Origin of the sequence: Aeromonas sp. R6-1 (genome assembly GCF_040908165.1) — a bacterium.
Lineage (GTDB): Bacteria > Pseudomonadota > Gammaproteobacteria > Enterobacterales > Aeromonadaceae > Aeromonas > Aeromonas caviae.
On sequence record NZ_JBFODF010000026.1, the window covers coordinates 158,148 to 176,250 of the forward strand.

Consider the following 18,103-nt stretch of genomic DNA (forward strand, 5'->3'; position numbering starts at 1 on the left):
CTCATGGCAAACTACTTCGCACTCCTGACCAATCAGGGCGCTGCCAAACTCGCCAATGCCGCCGCGCTCGGCATTCCGCTCAAACTGACCGCGATGGCAGTGGGTGACGGCAATGGTCAGGCGGTCACCCCGAATCCGGCCGCGACCAAGCTGGTCAACGAAAAGCGCCGCGCCCAGCTCAACGCCCTGTTCGCTGACCCGCTCAACGCCAGCCAACTGGTCGCTGAACAGATCATCCCGGAAACCGTCGGCGGATGGTGGATCCGTGAACTCGGACTCTATGACGAAGCGGGCACCCTGATCGCCGTCGCCAACTGCCCGGACACCTACAAGCCGCTGCTGTCAGAAGGCTCTGGCCGAACCCAGGTCATCCGCATGGTGCTGATCGTCAGCAGTACCAGCGCAGTCGAGCTCAAAATTGATCCGGCGGTGGTGCTGGCGACTCGCCAATATGTCGATGAAACACTCAAGACCCACAAAGAAAGCCGCGATCACCCAGACGCCAGTGAGGCTGAAAAAGGCTTTTCCCGCCTTGCTACGCAAGCTGAAGTAAATGAAACCGTCGCCGCCAATCGAAAAGCGGATGTCGTGGTTACAGTGAAAACCTTGTGGGGGTGGGTAAAGCAGGCCACTGAAACTGTGCTTGGCATGATGAGGGTTGCCACCCAGGAGCAGACTAACGCTGGAACCGCTGATGATGTAGCCATTACCCCGAAAAAGCTGCGGGCTGGCTTCTCAATCCTGCTGGAAAACAACGGCTATATCGTCACCCCATCATGGATGGGGGGATGGATGCTGGCGTGGGGTACAGGCGTTATCCCACCAAATAGCCAAGCGGTGACCCTGACCTACGCCTTGGCATTCCCGACCAAAGTGCTGGGCGGTGGGGCTTTCCATAACAACGGTACCGTTCCCGCATTCACCCTGGATGCTAACACCAGAGTATCGACCACCCAGATTGCCATTAAATCAAGTGCCATGACGGCAGCAGGGGCCATCGGCGTGAACTACATCGCCATCGGCTGCTAAAGGAGAACGACATGTATCAATACTCACCCTCAACCAAAGGGTTCTATCTGGTCGGGTTAAGCGCCAACATCCCGGCAGATGCCATAGAAATCAGCAATGAAGCGTACCAGCAGCTGCGTGAAGGCGAATCCAAAGGGCTGGTAATCACCATCAGCGACGCGGGTCAACCTGAGCTGATGTCACCACCGCCACCGACAGAACAGCAATTACTTGAGCAGGCCGTGCAAATGCAACAGCAGAAGCTCAAAGAAGCCTATGTACAGATGGATCCACTTATCTATCTGGATTCGTTGGGGCAGTGTTCGGCCCAAGAGGCAGAAAACCTGCGCCAATGGCGCGAATATACAGTTGATGTCAGTCGCGCCAACCAGCAGCAAGGCTGGCCATACAACATCACCTGGCCAGTAAAACCAGGGTAGCCGACCCATCTCACCACACCCCGCCCAGAGCGGGGTGTGTCGTAACTGCCGCCAGTCACCACCTTGTCACCGTCTCGCCAGTGTGTGTGGCCCTCACACACTGGCCGCCGCTCGCCTGACATCCCCTGCCCCTGCATCCTGACCCTGCTCGCATCACATGCATTACCTACGCAAAGAATGCTCCGTCCGGACAACAGGAGAACCTATGGCACTGGACCAATTTCACCACGGCGTGCGCGTCGTGGAAGTCAACGAGGGCACGCGCACCATCCGCACCGTCGCCACGGCGGTGATCGGCATCATCTGCACCGGCAGCGATGCGGATGCCGCTTACTTCCCCCTCAACAAACCCGTGCTGATTGCCAACCTGCCGGCGGCCATCGCCAAGGCGGGCGGCACCGGCAACCTCAAACGCTCGCTGCAAACCATCTATGACACCGTCAACACCATCGTCATCGCCGTGCGCGTGGCCGATGGCGCCGACGCCGCCGAGCTGACCAGCAACATCATCGGCACCATCCTGCCGGATGGCAGCTATACCGGCCTCAAGGCGCTGGAGCGTGCTGCCCCGGTCACGGGCGTCAAGCCGCGCATCCTCTGCGTGCCGGACAACTGCACCTTAGCCGTAGCCACCGCCCTGGCGGGCGCAGCCAAAAAGCTGCGCGCCTTCGCCTATGTGCCGACCATCGCCGACACCGTCGAGGCAGCGCTCGCCTACCGCGAGAACTTCTCCAGCCGCGAACTGATGCCGATCCACGGCGACTGGACCGCCTGGGACACCACCGCCAATGCCAGTATCAAACTGGATGCCTGCCTCAAGGCGGCCGCCATGCGGGCATTCATCGACAAAGAAATTGGCTGGCACAAGACCCTGTCGAACGTCGGCGTGACCGGGGTCGACGGCATGACCAAGGCCCTGTTCTGGGATCTGCAAGACCCCGATACCGAGGTCGGCCTGCTCAACGCGAGCGAAGTCACCGCCCTCATCCGGGCGGACGGCTTCCGCTACTGGGGCAACCGCACCTGTTCCGATGATCCCCTGTTCGCCTTCGAGAACTACACCCGCACCGCCCAGATCCTGGCCGACACCATGGCCGAGGCGCACATGTGGGCCAACGACAAGCCGCTCACCCCAACTCTGGTAAAGGACATCGTCGAGGGCATCAAGGCCAAGGGCCGAGAACTGGTGGCGGGCGGTTACCTGCTCGGCTTTGACTGCTGGTACAACGAGGAGCTCAACGACAAAGACACCCTCAAGGCCGGCAAGCTGCGCATCGATTACAACTACACCCCGGTGCCGCCGCTCGAAGACCTCGGCTTTATCCAGCGCATCACCGACACCTACCTCATCGACTTCGGCGCCCGCGTCGCGGCCGCCGCATAAGGAGCCCCCATGGCACTGCCACGCAAACTCAAACGCCTGAACGTCTTCCTCAATGGCGATAACTGGGTCGGTGAAGCGGAAGATTTCACCCCGGCCAAGCTGTCCCGCAAGTTTGAAGCCTATCGCGGCGGCGGCATGGGGGGTGCCGTCAACATCGACATGGGGCTGGATGACAGCGCCCTCGATGTCTCGTTCACCTTTGGCGGCTACGGCGAACCCCTGCTGAATTGCATGGGGGAGCCCAAAGCCGACGGCACCAGCCTGCGCTTTGCCGGTTCAGTCCAGCGTGATGACACCGGCGAAGTGGTCGCCGTCGAGATCGTCTGTCGTGGCCGCTTCAAAGAGCTCGATCGCGGCACCCTCAAGGCCGGTGACAACACCCAGGCCAAGGTCAGCATGGTCAATACCTACTACAAAGAGACCGTCAACGGTCAGGTGATCCATGAGATTGACCTGATCAACATGGTCGAGATTGGCCCCGACGGCGTCGACCGCATGGCCGAGCACCGCAAAGCCATCGGCCTCTAACCCATTCACCCATCCAACGGGCGGCCAACAGCCGCCCTCACCACATCCACAACAGGAACCAGCACCATGGACCAGAAAGAAATCACCCTCGACACCCCGATCCAGCGCGGCGAAAGCACCCTCAACAGCCTGATCATCCGCAGCCCCAAGAAGGCGGGCCACCTGCGCGGGCTCAACACCATGGACATCGTCCAGATGAACGTGGATACCCTCATCAAACTGCTGCCCCGCATCACCGACCTGACCGAAAAAGAAGTCAACGACATGGACCCGGCTGACCTGCTCAAAGCCGGGGTGGTGGTGGTCGGTTTTTTGATGGGCTCGCAGCAGGAGGCCTACCTCACTGCATAGACGATCTGATGGCCGAGATCGCCATCATCGCCCACTGGCCGCCGTCCGAGATGGCGGCCATGGACATCAGCGAGCTGATGGGCTGGCACCAACGCCTCGTTGAGATTCACAACCGCATCAACGGGGCAGAAGAACAATGAACCCTCTCAAACTGCAAATCCTGCTCGGGGCGGTCGACAAACTGACCGCCCCCCTCAAAGCCGTCAGCGGCCAGAGCCGCCTGACCGCCAAAGACTTGGTCGACACCAAAAAGCGCATCAAAGATCTCGAAACCCAGAGCGGCCAGATTGACGGCTATCGCACCCTCGGCAAGCAGATAGGCGCCACCCGCGCCCAGCTCACAGCAGCCCAGCGCGATGCCCAGCAGATGGCCCAACAGCTCGCCCAGGTCGAACAGCCAACCAAGGCCATGACCAGGGCGATGGAGCAGGCCAAGCAGAGGGTGCGCGACCTCTCCCAGCAAGAGCGGGAAATGGTCGCCCGTCACGGCAGCCTGAAACGGGCCCTGGGCGAGGCAGGTATCAACACCAAGCAGCTCGGAGAACACCAGCGCCGCCTCAAGACTGACCTGGCTGCCGCCAACGGCCAGCTTGACCAACAGCGCGCCAAGCTGGGCCAATTGGCAGACCAACAAAAGCGCCTCAACCAGGTCAAGGCCAGCTACCGGCAAACCCAGGAGCTACGCGGCCAGATTGCCGGTCACGGTGCCGCGGCACTGGCAACAGGCACAGCCATGGGGCTGACCACCCTCAAACCCGTGATCGAGTTCGCCAGAGCTGAAACATCGGTCGTAGACCTCAAGGTCTCCATGATGGGCAGAGGCGGCCAGGTGCGGCAGGAGTTCCAGGCCATCAGCGATCTGGCCAACAAGCTCGGTAACAAACTGCCGGGCACCACCGCGGACTTCCAGAACATGATGAGCACGCTGATCCAGCAGGGGATGAGCGCCAAATCCATCTTGGGCGGCCTGGGTGAGGCAACGGCCTACCTCGGTGTGCAGTTGAAAATGCCATTCGACCAGGCGGCGCTGTTTGCAGCCAAGCTGCAGGATGCCACCGGCACCGCCGAGCAAGACATGATGGGGCTGATGGATACCATCCAGCGCTCGTTCTACCTTGGCGTTGACAGCGGCAACATGCTGGGCGCCTTTACCAAACTCACCCCGGCCATGGGCATATTGCGCAAGTCAGGGCTTGAGGCCGCCAAGGTACTGGCCCCGTTGGTCATCATGGCCGATCAGGCCGGCATGGCGGGCGAGTCATCAGGGAACGCCTACCGCAAAGTTTTCCAGATGAGCATGAATACCGGAAAAATTGCCAAGGCCACGAAAGGCACCGGGTTGAAGCTGAATTTCACCGACGGAAAGGGGGAATTCGCAGGGATGGAGAACATGTTTGCCCAGCTCGCCAAGCTGAAGGGATTGAACACCGAGCGCCGCCTGCAAGTCCTGAAGGGCATCTACGGCGACGATGCTGAAACCCTGCAGGTGCTGGAGCTGATCATCAGCAAAGGGATGGATGGCTATCGCGCAACCCAGAAGAAGATGGCCGACCAAGCCGCCCTGCAAGAGCGGGTCAACGCCCAGCTTGGCACCCTGGGCAGCCTGTGGGATGCCGCCACCGGCACCTTTACCAACGCCATGGTCAGCTTTGGTGAAGCCATCGCCCCAGAGATCAAAGCCATCACGGAATGGATCGCCGAACTGTCCGAGCGCCTCGGTAACTGGGCGAAGAAAAACCCGGAACTCTCCAACACTCTGATGAAGATTGGTGCCATTGTATCGGTCGTCACCATTGCCTTCGGCGGCCTGTCGCTGGCAGTGGCCGCCGTCTTGGGGCCCATGGCCATCATGAAACTGACGTTCGGGATCCTGGGCGTCAAAGGCACTTTCCTAGGCAAAGCCATTACCATGCTGCTTGCACCGCTCAAGTGGCTCACCCTCGGCATTTCCCGGCTGGGGATGGCCATGCTCACCACCCCGGTAGGCTGGTTCATCATGGGGATTGCCGCTATCGCCGGTGTCGCCTACCTCATCTACAAAAACTGGGACGGAATCGCCAAGTGGTTCAGTGAACTCTGGGAGAAATGCAAAGCCCCGCTGATAGCCTGGTGGGATCTGCTCAAAGAGCTGTTTTCATGGACTCCCATCGGCATGCTGATTGCCCACTGGAACGACATCTGGGCCTTCTTCGACACTCTGCCAGACGGTGCGGTCAACAAGGGCAAAGCCATCGTGCAGGGGCTGATCGACGGCATCACCGCCAAATGGAAGACCCTGATGGAGAAGGTCAAGGAATTCACCAAATACCTGCCTGACTGGTTTACCGGCGGTAACGTCACCATCGGCCAGGACAAGTCGACAGGGCCGGGTTATCTGACGGGTAATCTCCCCCAGCCGGCACTGGCTGGCGCCAGCGGATACGGCCCCCGTATCGCCGACACACCGAAGCTCAAGCCCAAGGTCAGTACCACCACCATCCACAGTCAGCCGTTCTACCAGCTCACCGTCAACCCTTCGCCGGGAATGAACGAGGCACAGCTCGGCAAACTGGTGATGGACAAGCTCAAAGAGAGCGAGCGCGCCAACCAGGCACAGGGCCGCGCCCGATTTGGCGACCGCAACTAAGGAGCAACCACCATGATGATGACCCTGGGCTGGTTCGTGTTTATGCGCTCGACCGTGGCCCCCCTCTCACAACAAGACGAACGGGCATGGCGCCACCCGGGCAATAACCGGGTCGGCGCCCGCCCGGCTTATCAGTACCTCGGCCCTGACGATGAGACCAGCACTCTGAGCGGGGTGCTGCTGCCAGAGCTGACCGGCGGCCCTGTCTCCCTCGACATGCTCAACCTGATGGGCGACAGCGGCCAGGCCTTCCCCCTGATCCAGGGGGATGGCGTGATGCGCGGCTCGTTCGTGATCGAAGGCATCAGCACCACCCGCAGCGAGTTCTTCGCCGATGGCACCGCCAGAAAAATCGAATTCACCATCAAGCTCAAGCGGGTGGATGACAACGACAGCACGCTGGGCAACACCCTGCTGGGGCGCACCGCGGGCAACCTGCTCGGCCGCTTGGGGGTGGGCAAACTCATGGGTAGCATCGGCGGCAAGCTGGGGGGGATCCTCTGATGGGGGCACTCGACCAGTTCGGCAGTCGCCTGGCCGAGAATCTCGGCATCACCAGCTCGCTCGATGCCCTGCGCCAAGGCCATCCGGTGCCGGCCTACCAGGTGCTGGTCGATGGCAAAGACATTTCGGCCGCCATCCGCCCGCGCCTGATGTCGATGACCATCACCGACAACCGGGGTTTCACCGCAGACACCATCGAGATCACCCTCGATGACAGCGACGGTCAGCTCGACATGCCACGCCGTGGGGCGACCCTGCGCGCCCTCATCAGCTGGCAAGGCAGCGCCCTGGTCGACAAGGGCACCTATAAAATTGACGAGGTGGAACACAGCGGCGCCCCCGACGTGCTCACCCTGCGTGGCAAATCGGCCGATTTAAGCGGTGAAATGAACAAACTACGCGAGCGCAGCTGGCACTATGAAACCGTCGGCGCCATCGTGGACGTACTAGCCACCCGCTATGGCCTAGTCCCTACCGTAGGTGATGTGTTCAAGGGGATGATGATCGACCACATCGACCAGACCAACGAAAGCGATCTCGCCTTTCTCACCCGCTTGGCGACTGAGCAGGATGCCATCGCCACCGTCAAGTCTGGCCGCCTCATGTTTATCAAGGCCGGTCAGGGCACCACCGCCAGCGGCCAGCCACTGCCGGCCATCACCATCACCCGCCAAGATGGCGATCAGCACCGCTTCTCAGTGGCAGACCGCGACGCTTACACCGGCGTGACGGCCTACTGGCAAGACAACAAGTCCGCCGAGAAAAAGAAAATCGAGGTGAAGCGCAAGAAGAAGACCAAACCGAAACCGGAACGGCCCCTGCCGCCGGGCGTGGTCGTCAACAAGACCGAGCGTGAACTGCTGATCGGCAACAGCGACAATGTCAAAGTGCTGCGCCACATCTACACCAGCGAGCGCAGAGCAGCCAACGGAGCCAGGGCTGCATGGGAAAAGCTGCAGCGTGGGGTGGCCGAGTTCGACATCACCCTGGCCAGGGGCCGGCCCGAGCTCTACCCGGAACAACCCACCACCGTCAGAGGGTTTAAGCCCCAGATTGATGAAGCCGACTGGCTGCTCACACAGGTAGTGCACGACCTCACCAACCAGGGATACACCAACCGCCTGCAGCTCGAAGTGAAACTAGACGAGCTGCCAGAGTAACTGGCCAGATGCGAGAAGGGCCCCACATGTGGGGCCCTTCTCATTCTTCCTGACGACGCGCTGAAACATGGCCAGGGAAAGGTGCCGCATGAAGCACGCGATCAGGCAGACGCCGCATCATACAAGAAGGTACATCCAGCACCAAAAACATAGGGTGTGGCCGGGAAGGTCTAAAACTCTGCCGCCATTTTGCCGCCACTTGGGGCCAGAAAAACTTAAGGCCACCCGCTTGGGTGGCCTTAAGTCATTGAATTCTAAATGGTGCCCGGGGTCGGACTCGAACCGACACGTCTTGCAACGGCGGATTTTGAATCCGCTGCGTCTACCGATTTCGCCACCCGGGCAGCTGCGAGGGATTATACGAATGGCGCTTGGCCATGCAAGGTGTTTTTCTTGCGCCCACCGTTGTTTGCTCATTTATTCAACGCCTTGCCGATGCCAAGCCAGTTACATAGAATGCCCGCATCATATTAATGGAATAATCATCATGGCCAAGCGCAAGACCCCCTCCCCTCTCCAGCCTGCTCCCCGGCATCCGTCTGCCGGTCTGCTGCGCCGTCTCGGCGCCCTGCTCTATGACTATCTGGTGGTGATTGCCCTGCTGATCATCGCCGGCTTCATCGGCATGGGGGTGGCCCACCTGCTGCTGGCCACCGGCATGGCGCACGTTCCTGAGGGCAAGGATGCCGCCTGGCTGCTCACCAGCCCCCTCTACAGCGCCTGGCTGGCCTTCGTCATCTGCGGTTTCTACACCTGGTTCTGGGTCCGCGCCGGCCAGACCATTGGCATGCGGGCCTGGCGCCTGCGCATCCAGAACCTGGACGGCAGCAACATTCGCGTCACCCAGGCCCTGATCCGGCTCGCCACCTCGGCCTTTGGCCTGGGCAACCTGCTGTGTGTGTTCAATCGCGCCCGCCCCCGCGCCTTCCAGGACATCTGGGCCGAGTGCGAGGTGGTGGTGCTCGGCAAGACGGAAAACCTGGAGCAGCTCAATCGCTGATCCCAAGGCGGCAACGAAAAAGGGCACCCCGAGGTGCCCTTTTTGCTGACCAGAACTGACGGCTTGCAGCCCAGAACCTTGACGGAAACGGTGCATCGAGAGCAATAGCCGCCTTTTGTCAGCAGCCCGCCGTCCTTCAGGCCGCTACTGCTTGCGGCTCAGGATATAGAAGGAGATGCCGCCAAACAGCAGGCTGGGTGCGATGGCCGCGAGGATGGGCGGGACCGCATAGACCAGGCTGACCGGGCCGAACACCCTGTCGCTCACATAGACCGCGAAGCCGGTCATGATCCCCATCAGCATCCGCGCCCCCATGCTCACCGAGCGCAGCGGGCCGAAGATGAAGGAGGAGGCGAGCAGTATCATGGCCACCACGGAGAGCGGTGACAGCAGCTTGCGCCACATCTCCAGCTTGTAGCGTCCGGCATCCTGCTTGTTGGCATCCAGATAACCGATGTAGTCCCGCAGCCCCGAGATGGGCAGGTTCTCGGGATCGATGCTGACCACCCCGAGCTGCTTGGGGGTCAGCTCGGATTGCCAGGCCATCTGGGCATGCTCTTCGTCCTGGATCCGGGTGGGATCGTCAAACCGGGTGATGTGCACCTGTTTCAGCAGCCAGTGGTGATCCTCGAACACCCCCTCCTTCGCCTGCACCACGTCGATCAGATTGCGGGACGGAGTGAAGCGGTAGAGGGTGATGCCGGTCAGGGCGCCATCGTTGCGCACCCCGTTGATGTTGACGAAGTTGTTGCCATCCCGTGCCCAGACCCCGTAGGCCGAGACCGTGAGCCGCCCTTCCGACATGGCCCCCGCCTTGATGTCATCCGCCATCCGCTTGGCGGCCGGTGCGACGTACTCGCCCATCAGCCCCACCAGCAGCATCAGGGGAATGGCGGTCTTGAGCGCCGCCATGACGATGCTGATCTTGGAGCGTCCCGCCGCCTGCATCACCACCAGCTCGGAGCTGGTCGCGAGCTGGCCCAGACCGATGAGGCCACCGAGCAGGGCCGCCAGGGGGAAGAAGAGCACCGCCTCCTTGGGCATGGAGAGCAGCACGTAGTAGAGGGCGTTGAGCATGTCGTAGTTGCCTTCCCCGACCGCCTTCAACTGCTCCACGTACTTGATGAGCGCGGCCAGCCCGACCAGGGTCAGCTCGCACAGCAGGATCGACATGAAGATGACCCTGCCTATGTATCTATCGAGAATGCCGAACATCAGCAGAGACTCCCAGGTTGCAGCATCATGCTGACTTTCTCTTGAACAATTGCCCTTTGACCCCGTTCCACCAGCTGGTGCCCTGCAGGTTGAGAGGCAACCCTATCAGCAGCAGATAGACCAGGGGCACCAGGAACATCCCGGGCCAGTGGGGCAGACGCCCGCTGTCGATGGCCGACCGGGCGGCACTGAGCAGCAGGAAATAGGAAAGATAGAGCAGGATGGCCGGCAGCAGCTTGGCGTAACGCCCCTGACGGGGATTGACCCGCGCCATCGGCACCACCAGGAAGGTGAGCACCAGGATGGAGAGGGGCAGCGACAGGCGCCACTGCAATTCGGCCATCAGCTGATTGTCCTGGGTGCCAAGCAATGCCAGGGTCGGCTTGGCCGCCGCCTTGCGGTTGGATCGCTCCATCTCCTGCTGGCGGATCACCAGGCTGTATTCACGGAACTCCGAGACCTGGAACTGCTTGCCGGTGAAATGCCCCTCGTAGCGCGAGCCATCCTTCAGGGTCAGCCACTGCAAGCCGTTGCTGTCGGCGGTCACCTGCCCCTCGTTGGCCACCACCACTGACGGGGGTGAGCCACCCTCGGCCCGTTGCAGCACGAAGATTTTCTGCAACTCCGACCCCTTGTCGTTCAGATCCTGGATGTAGGCCACCAGGCGCCCCTTGTCGAGCTCCATGAAGCGGCCGGCCTGCAGGAAAGAGATACCGGGATCGGCCTTGAACTCGTCGATCACCTGGTACTCCCGTTCCTTGGCCTGGGGGGCGACCCAGCCGGTGTTGAACGCCGCGACGGCGGCGGTCAGCAAGGCCAGCACCAGGGCGCTGCCCATGATGAAACGGTGACTGAAACCCACCGCGTGCATCACCGTCATCTCGCTTTCCGCGTACAAACGGCCGTGAGCAAACAGAATGGCTAAAAACAGACTGATAGGCAGCATCAACAACGCCATATTCGGCAGGTTGAGCAGCAGGAGGGTGGATACCAGGCGCGTCGGCACCTCACCATCGGCGGCATCGCCAATGATCTGGATAAATTGCTGGCTGACGAAGATAAGCAGCAGCACGAACAGCACCGCCAGCTGGGTTTTCAGGGTCTCCCTGAACAAATATCGGAAAACGATCACAGTCATTCCCAAGTAAACTTGTGTTTTTAGTCGAATGCCTGAAAAATAGGGCCCTATATTGGATTTTTACCAGTTTGAACTGCGGAGCCTGTGACTGTTCGCTCCGCCTCTGATACCCCAACAAGCACCGCATTATTCAATAAATGGTGCCTTTTGTCTTTAGGATGTAGGAGATTCCATGGAGTTCAGTGTAAAGAGTGGCAGTCCTGAGAAGCAACGCAGTGCCTGCGTCGTGGTCGGCGTTTTTGAGCCCCGCCGCCTCTCTCCGGTTGCCGAACAGCTGGACAAGATCAGCGACGGCTACCTCAGCTCGCTGCTGCGCCGTGGCGACCTGGAAGGGAAACCGGGCCAGATGCTGCTGCTGCATCAAGTACCGGGCGTGCTCAGCGAGCGCGTACTGCTGGTCGGGTGCGGCAAGGAGCGCGAACTCGACGAGCGCCAGTACAAGCAGATCATCAACAAGACCATCACCACCCTGAACGAAACCGGCTCCATGGAAGCGGTCTGCTTCCTGACCGAGCTGCACGTCAAGGGTCGGGATACCTACTGGAAGGTGCGTCAGGCGGTGGAAACCACCAAGGCGGGCCTCTACAGCTTCGATCAGTTCAAGACCAACAAGGCCGAACCGCGCCGTCCGTTGCGCAAGCTGGTCTTCAACGTGCCGACGCGTCGGGAACTGACCATAGGCGAGCGCGCCATCAACCACGGCCTGGCCGTGGCGAAAGGGGTGCGCATCTGCCGCGACGTGGCGAACATGCCGCCCAACGTCTGCAATCCCGCCTACCTCGCCTCCCAGGCCCGCCGTCTGGCGGATGCCTATGACAACATCACCACCAGGGTGGTGGGGGAGCAGGAGATGGCCGAGCTCGGCATGAACTCCTACCTCGCAGTGGCCCGCGGCTCCGAGAACGAAGCCATGATGGCCATCATCGAGTACAAGGGCAACGCCGACGCCAAGCCCATCGTGCTGGTGGGCAAGGGGCTGACCTTCGACTCCGGCGGCATCTCCATCAAGCCGGCAGACGGCATGGACGAGATGAAGTACGACATGGGTGGCGCCGCCTCCGTGCTCGGCACCATGCACGCTCTGGCCCAGTTGCAGCTGCCCATCAACGTCATCGGCGTGCTGGCGGGCTGCGAGAACATGCCGGGGGGCAACGCCTACCGCCCCGGTGACATCCTCACTACCATGTCCGGCCAGACCGTCGAGGTGCTCAACACCGACGCCGAAGGCCGCCTGGTGCTGTGCGATGCCCTCACCTATGTGGACCGCTACGATCCCGAGACCGTGATCGATGTGGCGACCCTGACCGGTGCCTGCATCATCGCCCTGGGCCACCATACCTCTGGCCTCTTGGCGAACCACAACCCCCTGGCCCACGAGCTGCTCAACGCCTCCGAACAGGCCGGCGATCGCGCCTGGCGCCTGCCCCTGTTCGACGAGTATCAGGAGCAGCTGGAAAGCCCGTTCGCGGACATGGCCAACATCGGTGGCCGTCCGGCCGGTACCATCACCGCCGCGGCCTTCCTGTCGCGCTTCACCAAGAAGTACAACTGGGCCCACCTGGATATCGCAGGGACCGCCTGGAAGAGCGGCAAGGAGAAGGGCTCCACCGGCCGTCCTGTGCCCCTGCTGACCCAGTTCCTGCTCAACCGGGCCGGCGTGGCGGACGTCGAAGACAAGGAGTGATCCCCTTCCCCATCGACTCGAAGAGCGATGCGAGAAGGCGTTACCCTGTATCACAAGGAAGAGGCCTGCCTCTTCCTTGTTTCATTGAGAGAATCCGGGAAGTCCGTGCCAGACGCGGCTCCCGAAGACGGCCAATCGCTGTCCGTCACAGCCAAACGGGACCGACCTGATGAGCCAAGTGACCTTTTACCTGATGAGCCAGCCCGATGATGCGGATGCCTCCGCCGTCGAGCGCCTCGCCTGCCAGCTTGCGGCCGATGGCTGGAGCGCAGGCCACCTCTATCTGCTGTGCGAGGACGAGGCCCAGGCCCTGCGTCTGGACGAGCTGTTGTGGCAGTTGCCGCCCGATCGCTTCGTGCCGCACCAGTTGCAGGGGGAGAGCGGTCAGGCTCCGGTGGAGATAGGCCATCAGCCGCCACGGCGGCGCTATGCCTGCCTCATCAACCTGGCCCGGCAGACACCTTTGTTTGCAGGACACTTCGCTCAAGTGGTAGATTTTGTCCCCACTGACGAAACGCAAAAGCAGCAAGCCCGCGAGCGCTACAAGCACTATCGCCAGGCGGGCCATACCCTCGAGATGAGGGATCAGCCCGTCCTTGCCGCACCGGATCCGGCGCAGCCCTGACTGTGCCACCCTCGATCCACGACGAATCAACACCAGACTCCATCCATCCAGAATACGGCGAGACCATGGAAAAGACTTTTAATCACAACGCCATCGAACAGGCGCTCTATCAGCACTGGGAAGCCCAGGGTTACTTCAAGCCCCACGGCGACACCAGCAAAGACTCCTTCTGCATCATGATCCCGCCGCCGAACGTCACCGGCAGCCTGCACATGGGTCACGCCTTCCAGCAGACCCTGATGGACACCCTGATCCGCTACAACCGCATGCAGGGCAAGAACACCCTGTGGCAGGCGGGTACCGACCACGCCGGTATCGCCACCCAGATGGTGGTTGAGCGCAAGATCGCCGCAGAAGAGGGCAAGACCCGCCACGATTACGGCCGGGAAGCCTTCATCGACAAGATCTGGCAGTGGAAGGAAGAGTCCGGTGGCACCATCACCCGTCAGATGCGCCGTCTGGGTGACTCCGTGGATTGGGAGCGCGAGCGCTTCACCATGGATGAGGGCCTCTCCGCCGCCGTCCAGGAAGTGTTCGTGCGCCTGTACGAAGACGGCCTGATGTACCGCGGCAAGCGTCTGGTGAACTGGGATCCCAAGCTCAACACCGCCATCTCCGACCTGGAAGTGGAAAACCGCGAGATCAAGGGCCACATGTGGCACCTTCGCTACCCGCTGGCCAACGGCGCCAAGACCGCCGAAGGCCAGGATCACCTGATCGTCGCCACCACCCGTCCGGAAACCATGCTGGGTGATACCGCCGTGGCCGTGAACCCGGAAGACCCCCGCTACAAGGCGCTGATCGGCCAGCACATCCTGCTGCCGCTGGTGAACCGTCTGATCCCCATCGTTGCCGACGAACACGCCGACATGGAGAAAGGCACCGGCTGCGTGAAGATCACCCCGGCCCACGACTTCAACGACAACGAAGTGGGCAAGCGCCACAACCTGCCGATGATCAACATCTTCACCCTGGACGCCCACGTGCGTGCCGAGGCCGAAGTGGTCGATACCAATGGCAACCCCAGCACCGCCTATGACGCCGCCCTGCCGACCGAGTTCGCCGGGATGGAGCGCTTCGCCGCCCGCAAGGCCATCGTCGCCAAGCTGGACGAGCTGGGCCTCCTGGCCGAGATCAAGGATCATGTGCTGCAACAGCCTTACGGCGATCGCGGCGGCGTGCCCATCGAGCCCATGCTGACCGACCAGTGGTACGTGCGCGTGGCCCCCATGGCCAAGACCGCCATCGAGGCGGTGGAAGATGGCCGCATCCAGTTCGTGCCGAAGCAGTACGAAAACATGTACTTCTCCTGGATGCGCGACATTCAGGACTGGTGCGTCTCCCGTCAGCTGTGGTGGGGTCACCGCATCCCGGCCTGGTATGACGATGCCGGCAACGTCTACGTGGGCCGCAACGAAGAGGAAGTGCGCGCCAAGCACAGCATCCCGTCCGTGACCGTGCTGCGTCAGGACGAAGACGTGCTCGACACCTGGTTCAGCTCCGCCCTGTGGACCTTCTCCACCCTGGGCTGGCCGAACAACACCGAGGCACTCAAGACCTTCCACCCGACCGACGTGCTGATGAGCGGCTTCGACATCATCTTCTTCTGGATTGCCCGGATGATCATGATGACCATGCACTTCATCAAGGACGAGAACGGCCAGCCGCAAGTCCCGTTCAAGACCGTCTACATCACCGGCCTCATCCGTGACGAAGAAGGCCAGAAGATGTCCAAGTCCAAGGGCAACGTGCTGGACCCCCTCGACATGATCGATGGCATCTCCCTGGAAGACCTGCTGGAGAAGCGCACCGGCAACATGATGCAGCCGCAGATGGCCGAGAAGATCGCCAAGCGCACCGCCAAGCAGTTCCCGGAAGGGATCAATGCCCACGGCACCGACGCCCTGCGCTTCACCCTTGCGGCGCTGGCCTCTACCGGTCGTGACATCAACTGGGACATGAAGCGCCTGGATGGCTACAACAACTTCTGCAACAAGCTGTGGAACGCCTCCCGCTATGTGCTGATGAACACCGAAGATCAAGATTGCGGCTTCTCTTCGCAAGGGAATGGTGGCGAGATGCAGTTCAGCCTGGCGGATCGCTGGATCCAGTCCCAGCTGCAAGTGGCCATCCGGGACTTCCGTACCGCCCTCGATACCTACCGCTTCGACATCGCGGCAGGCGTCTTGTACGAATTTATCTGGAACCAGTTCTGTGACTGGTATCTGGAGCTGACCAAGCCGGTATTGACCAAGGGTTCCGAGGCCGAGCAGCGCGCTGCCCGCCACACCCTCGTCAGCGTCCTCGAGACCCTGCTGCGCCTGGCTCACCCGATCATCCCGTTCATCACCGAGACCATCTGGAAATCGGTCGCCCCGCTGGCCGGCGTACACGCCGACACCATCATGATTCAGGCCTTCCCGGAATTCGACGCCGCCAGGGTGGACGACGCCGCGATGGCGGATCAGGAGTGGGTGAAGGAGTTCATCGTCAGCATCCGCAACATCCGCGCCGAGATGAACGTGGCCCCGAGCGTCCCCCTCAACGTGCTGCTCCAGTGCGATGCCAAGGATGCCCAGCGCGCCCAGGGCAACGAGGCCTTCCTCAAGTCGCTGGCCCGTCTGGAATCCATCCGCGTACTGGCGGACGGTGAAACCGCCCCGCTGTCGGTCAAAAAATTGATCGGTGCTACCGAGCTGATGATCCCGATGGCTGGTCTCATCGACAAGGATGCCGAGCTGGCCCGTCTGGCCAAAGAGGTTGCCCGTCTGGTGGGCGAGTGCGGCCGCATCGAAGGCAAGCTCGGCAACGAAGCCTTCGTCGCCAAGGCGCCGGAAGCGGTCATCATCAAGGAGCGCGAGAAGCTGGAAGATTACCGTCTCCAGCTGACCAAGCTGGAAGCCCAGCAGGCCGAGATCGCAGCGCTCTAAGCCACAGCGCAACATGACAAGCCCCCGTTTATCGGGGGCTTTTTCATGTCATGGGTTCAGTTCTCCCTCTCCTGCCCCGCAGTTTTATCCCTCCCGCCGGGGCGATATTCAAAAATTCACGAGCCAAATCACCTCCTTTCACAAGCGCAGAGCCCGCAAATTCATTACACTGCCAGCGGTCTTTTCTATCGGGAGTGCTGCTGCAGTATGGAAATATTGATCCTGTTTGGATTGATTTTGCTCAATGGCGTCTTCGCCATGTCGGAAATCGCCATCGTGACGGCACGCAAGGCACGCCTCGCCAAAATGGCGAGCGAAGGGAGCCGCTCCGCCGCCATCGCCCTCAAGCTCGGGGAAGATCCGACCCATTTCCTCTCCGCCGTGCAGATCGGCATCACCAGCATCGGTCTGCTCAACGGTATCTATGGCGAGTCCCTGCTGGCCCAGCCCTTCGCTCTCTGGCTGCAGGAGTGGGGGCTCTCCCCCAAGAGCAGCAGCCTGCTCGCCACCGTCATCGTGGTCGTGCTGGTCACCTATCTCTCCATCGTGGTAGGGGAGCTCGTGCCCAAACGCCTCGGACAGCTCAGCGCCGAGCGCATTGCCTGTCTGGTAGCCCGCCCCATGCTCTGGCTGGCGACCCTGACCCGTCCCTTCGTCTGGTTGCTCTCCGCCTCCACCAACGCCAGCCTGCGGCTGCTGCGGGTCGATCAGCGCAGCAGCAACAACGTCACTCAGGAGGAGATCCACGCCATGCTGGTGGAGGGCTCCGAAGCGGGGGTGATTGAGGACCATGAGCACACTATGTTGCGCAACGTGTTCCGCCTCGACGAACGCAGCCTGGCCTCCCTGATGGTGCCGCGCAGCGACATCCGCTATCTGGACCTGTCACTGCCGCTGGAAGTGAACCTCCAACGTCTGGTGGAGTATCGCCACAGCTTCTTCCCTGTCTGTGACGGCAGCCTGTCGGATCTCGTCGGCATCCTCAACGTCAGCAAGGTGCTGCACGCCTACATCAAGGGAGAGCCCATCGATCTGGCGGCGCTGACCCAGGACGGCAGCCTGCTGCCGGAGACCCTCAATGGCCTGGAGCTGCTCAACCACTTCCGTACCCACTCCGAGCACATGGTGCTGGTGGTGGACGAATATGGCGAGCTGCAGGGGCTGGTCACCCAGCAGGATCTGCTGGAAACCCTGGCCGGCGACTTCCAGCAGGAAGATGGGGAAGACAACTGGGCCTTCCAGCGCGCCGACGGCAGCTGGCTGCTCGACGGCCTCATTCCGCTGCCAGAATTGAAGGACTGTCTGGAGCTGGTTCGTCTGCCGGAAGAAGAAAAACATCACTATCACACCCTTGGAGGGCTTATCATGCTGCTCCTTGGCCGCCTTCCCCAGACCGGAGACCTGGTCACCCTGGAACAGTGGCAACTGGAAATCGTGGATATGGACGGCCTGCGCATCGACAAGGTGCTTGCCATGCCCTTGACCGACCAACCCAGCTAACCTGCGGAGT

At 61.4% G+C, this 18,103-nt stretch carries 16 protein-coding genes and 1 tRNA gene; 14 read left to right on the forward strand and 3 right to left on the reverse strand.

What is annotated here, in order from left to right; all coding sequences use genetic code 11:
• The first annotated feature begins 3 nt into the window (after positions 1 to 3).
• The 9 genes from AB5Y68_RS07225 (at position 4) to AB5Y68_RS07265 (ending at position 8,001) form a co-directional block, all read left to right on the forward strand.
• The gene (locus AB5Y68_RS07225; protein ID WP_368207037.1) at positions 4 to 1,029 is read left to right on the forward strand and encodes a phage tail protein; all 1,026 of its coding nucleotides are present in this window, start codon (positions 4 to 6) and stop codon (positions 1,027 to 1,029) included.
• 11 nt (positions 1,030 to 1,040) lie between these two features.
• Positions 1,041 to 1,448 carry a tail fiber assembly protein gene (locus tag AB5Y68_RS07230; protein WP_368207039.1) on the forward strand — a complete coding sequence of 136 codons (408 nt, stop codon included), beginning with the start codon at positions 1,041 to 1,043 and terminating at the stop codon, positions 1,446 to 1,448.
• A 211-nt stretch (positions 1,449 to 1,659) separates the two neighbouring features.
• Entirely contained in the window at positions 1,660 to 2,832 is a 1,173-nt protein-coding gene (locus tag AB5Y68_RS07235; RefSeq protein WP_368207071.1) for a phage tail sheath protein, read from the forward strand.
• Positions 2,833 to 2,841: 9 nt separating this feature from the next.
• Entirely contained in the window at positions 2,842 to 3,360 is a 519-nt protein-coding gene (locus tag AB5Y68_RS07240) for a phage major tail tube protein (RefSeq protein ID WP_368207041.1), read from the forward strand.
• 66 nt (positions 3,361 to 3,426) lie between these two features.
• On the forward strand, positions 3,427 to 3,711 hold the full coding sequence (locus AB5Y68_RS07245; RefSeq protein WP_039214151.1) for a phage tail assembly protein: 285 nt from the start codon (positions 3,427 to 3,429) through the stop codon (positions 3,709 to 3,711).
• Between the two features lie 8 nt (positions 3,712 to 3,719).
• Complete coding sequence (locus tag AB5Y68_RS07250; protein ID WP_025327470.1) at positions 3,720 to 3,851, forward strand: GpE family phage tail protein; 132 nt, start codon at positions 3,720 to 3,722, stop codon at positions 3,849 to 3,851.
• Positions 3,848 to 6,337 carry a phage tail tape measure protein gene (locus tag AB5Y68_RS07255; RefSeq protein ID WP_368207043.1) on the forward strand — a complete coding sequence of 830 codons (2,490 nt, stop codon included), beginning with the start codon at positions 3,848 to 3,850 and terminating at the stop codon, positions 6,335 to 6,337. Before AB5Y68_RS07250 ends, AB5Y68_RS07255 begins: the two co-directional genes overlap by 4 nt.
• A 12-nt stretch (positions 6,338 to 6,349) precedes the next feature.
• Positions 6,350 to 6,841: a phage tail protein gene (locus AB5Y68_RS07260; protein WP_328222728.1), complete on the forward strand. Its 492-nt coding sequence runs from the start codon at positions 6,350 to 6,352 to the stop codon at positions 6,839 to 6,841.
• Positions 6,841 to 8,001, forward strand: a complete 1,161-nt coding sequence (locus tag AB5Y68_RS07265) for a phage late control D family protein (RefSeq protein ID WP_368207045.1) — start codon at positions 6,841 to 6,843, stop codon at positions 7,999 to 8,001. Before AB5Y68_RS07260 ends, AB5Y68_RS07265 begins: the two co-directional genes overlap by 1 nt.
• A 259-nt stretch (positions 8,002 to 8,260) precedes the next feature.
• On the opposite strand, the gene AB5Y68_RS07270 is transcribed toward AB5Y68_RS07265, so the two are convergent.
• Positions 8,261 to 8,345, reverse strand: a tRNA-Leu gene (locus tag AB5Y68_RS07270).
• A 143-nt stretch (positions 8,346 to 8,488) separates the two neighbouring features.
• Between AB5Y68_RS07270 and AB5Y68_RS07275 the strand changes: the two genes are divergently transcribed.
• Positions 8,489 to 9,001 (forward strand): RDD family protein, encoded by a 513-nt coding sequence (locus AB5Y68_RS07275; RefSeq protein WP_010672963.1) that lies wholly within the window; start codon positions 8,489 to 8,491, stop codon positions 8,999 to 9,001.
• Positions 9,002 to 9,145: 144 nt separating this feature from the next.
• Here AB5Y68_RS07275 and lptG read toward each other — a convergent pair whose 3' ends face one another.
• Positions 9,146 to 10,216, reverse strand: a complete 1,071-nt coding sequence (gene lptG / locus AB5Y68_RS07280) for an LPS export ABC transporter permease LptG (protein ID WP_010672962.1) — start codon at positions 10,214 to 10,216, stop codon at positions 9,146 to 9,148.
• Positions 10,217 to 10,241: 25 nt separating this feature from the next.
• On the reverse strand, positions 10,242 to 11,354 hold the full coding sequence (gene lptF / locus AB5Y68_RS07285) for an LPS export ABC transporter permease LptF (protein WP_029313726.1): 1,113 nt from the start codon (positions 11,352 to 11,354) through the stop codon (positions 10,242 to 10,244).
• 172 nt (positions 11,355 to 11,526) lie between these two features.
• Here lptF and pepA point away from each other — a divergent pair, with 172 nt between their 5' ends.
• The 4 genes from pepA to AB5Y68_RS07305 all read left to right on the forward strand — a co-directional run bounded on the left by pepA (position 11,527) and on the right by AB5Y68_RS07305 (position 18,093).
• Positions 11,527 to 13,038, forward strand: coding sequence for a leucyl aminopeptidase (gene pepA / locus AB5Y68_RS07290; protein WP_010672960.1), 1,512 nt, complete (start codon positions 11,527 to 11,529; stop codon positions 13,036 to 13,038).
• A 169-nt stretch (positions 13,039 to 13,207) separates the two neighbouring features.
• Positions 13,208 to 13,663: a DNA polymerase III subunit chi gene (locus tag AB5Y68_RS07295; RefSeq protein ID WP_010672959.1), complete on the forward strand. Its 456-nt coding sequence runs from the start codon at positions 13,208 to 13,210 to the stop codon at positions 13,661 to 13,663.
• Positions 13,664 to 13,728: 65 nt separating this feature from the next.
• Complete coding sequence (locus AB5Y68_RS07300; RefSeq protein WP_039040922.1) at positions 13,729 to 16,593, forward strand: valine--tRNA ligase; 2,865 nt, start codon at positions 13,729 to 13,731, stop codon at positions 16,591 to 16,593.
• 207 nt (positions 16,594 to 16,800) lie between these two features.
• The gene (locus AB5Y68_RS07305; RefSeq protein ID WP_029313724.1) at positions 16,801 to 18,093 is read left to right on the forward strand and encodes a hemolysin family protein; all 1,293 of its coding nucleotides are present in this window, start codon (positions 16,801 to 16,803) and stop codon (positions 18,091 to 18,093) included.
• Positions 18,094 to 18,103 lie beyond the last annotated feature (10 nt).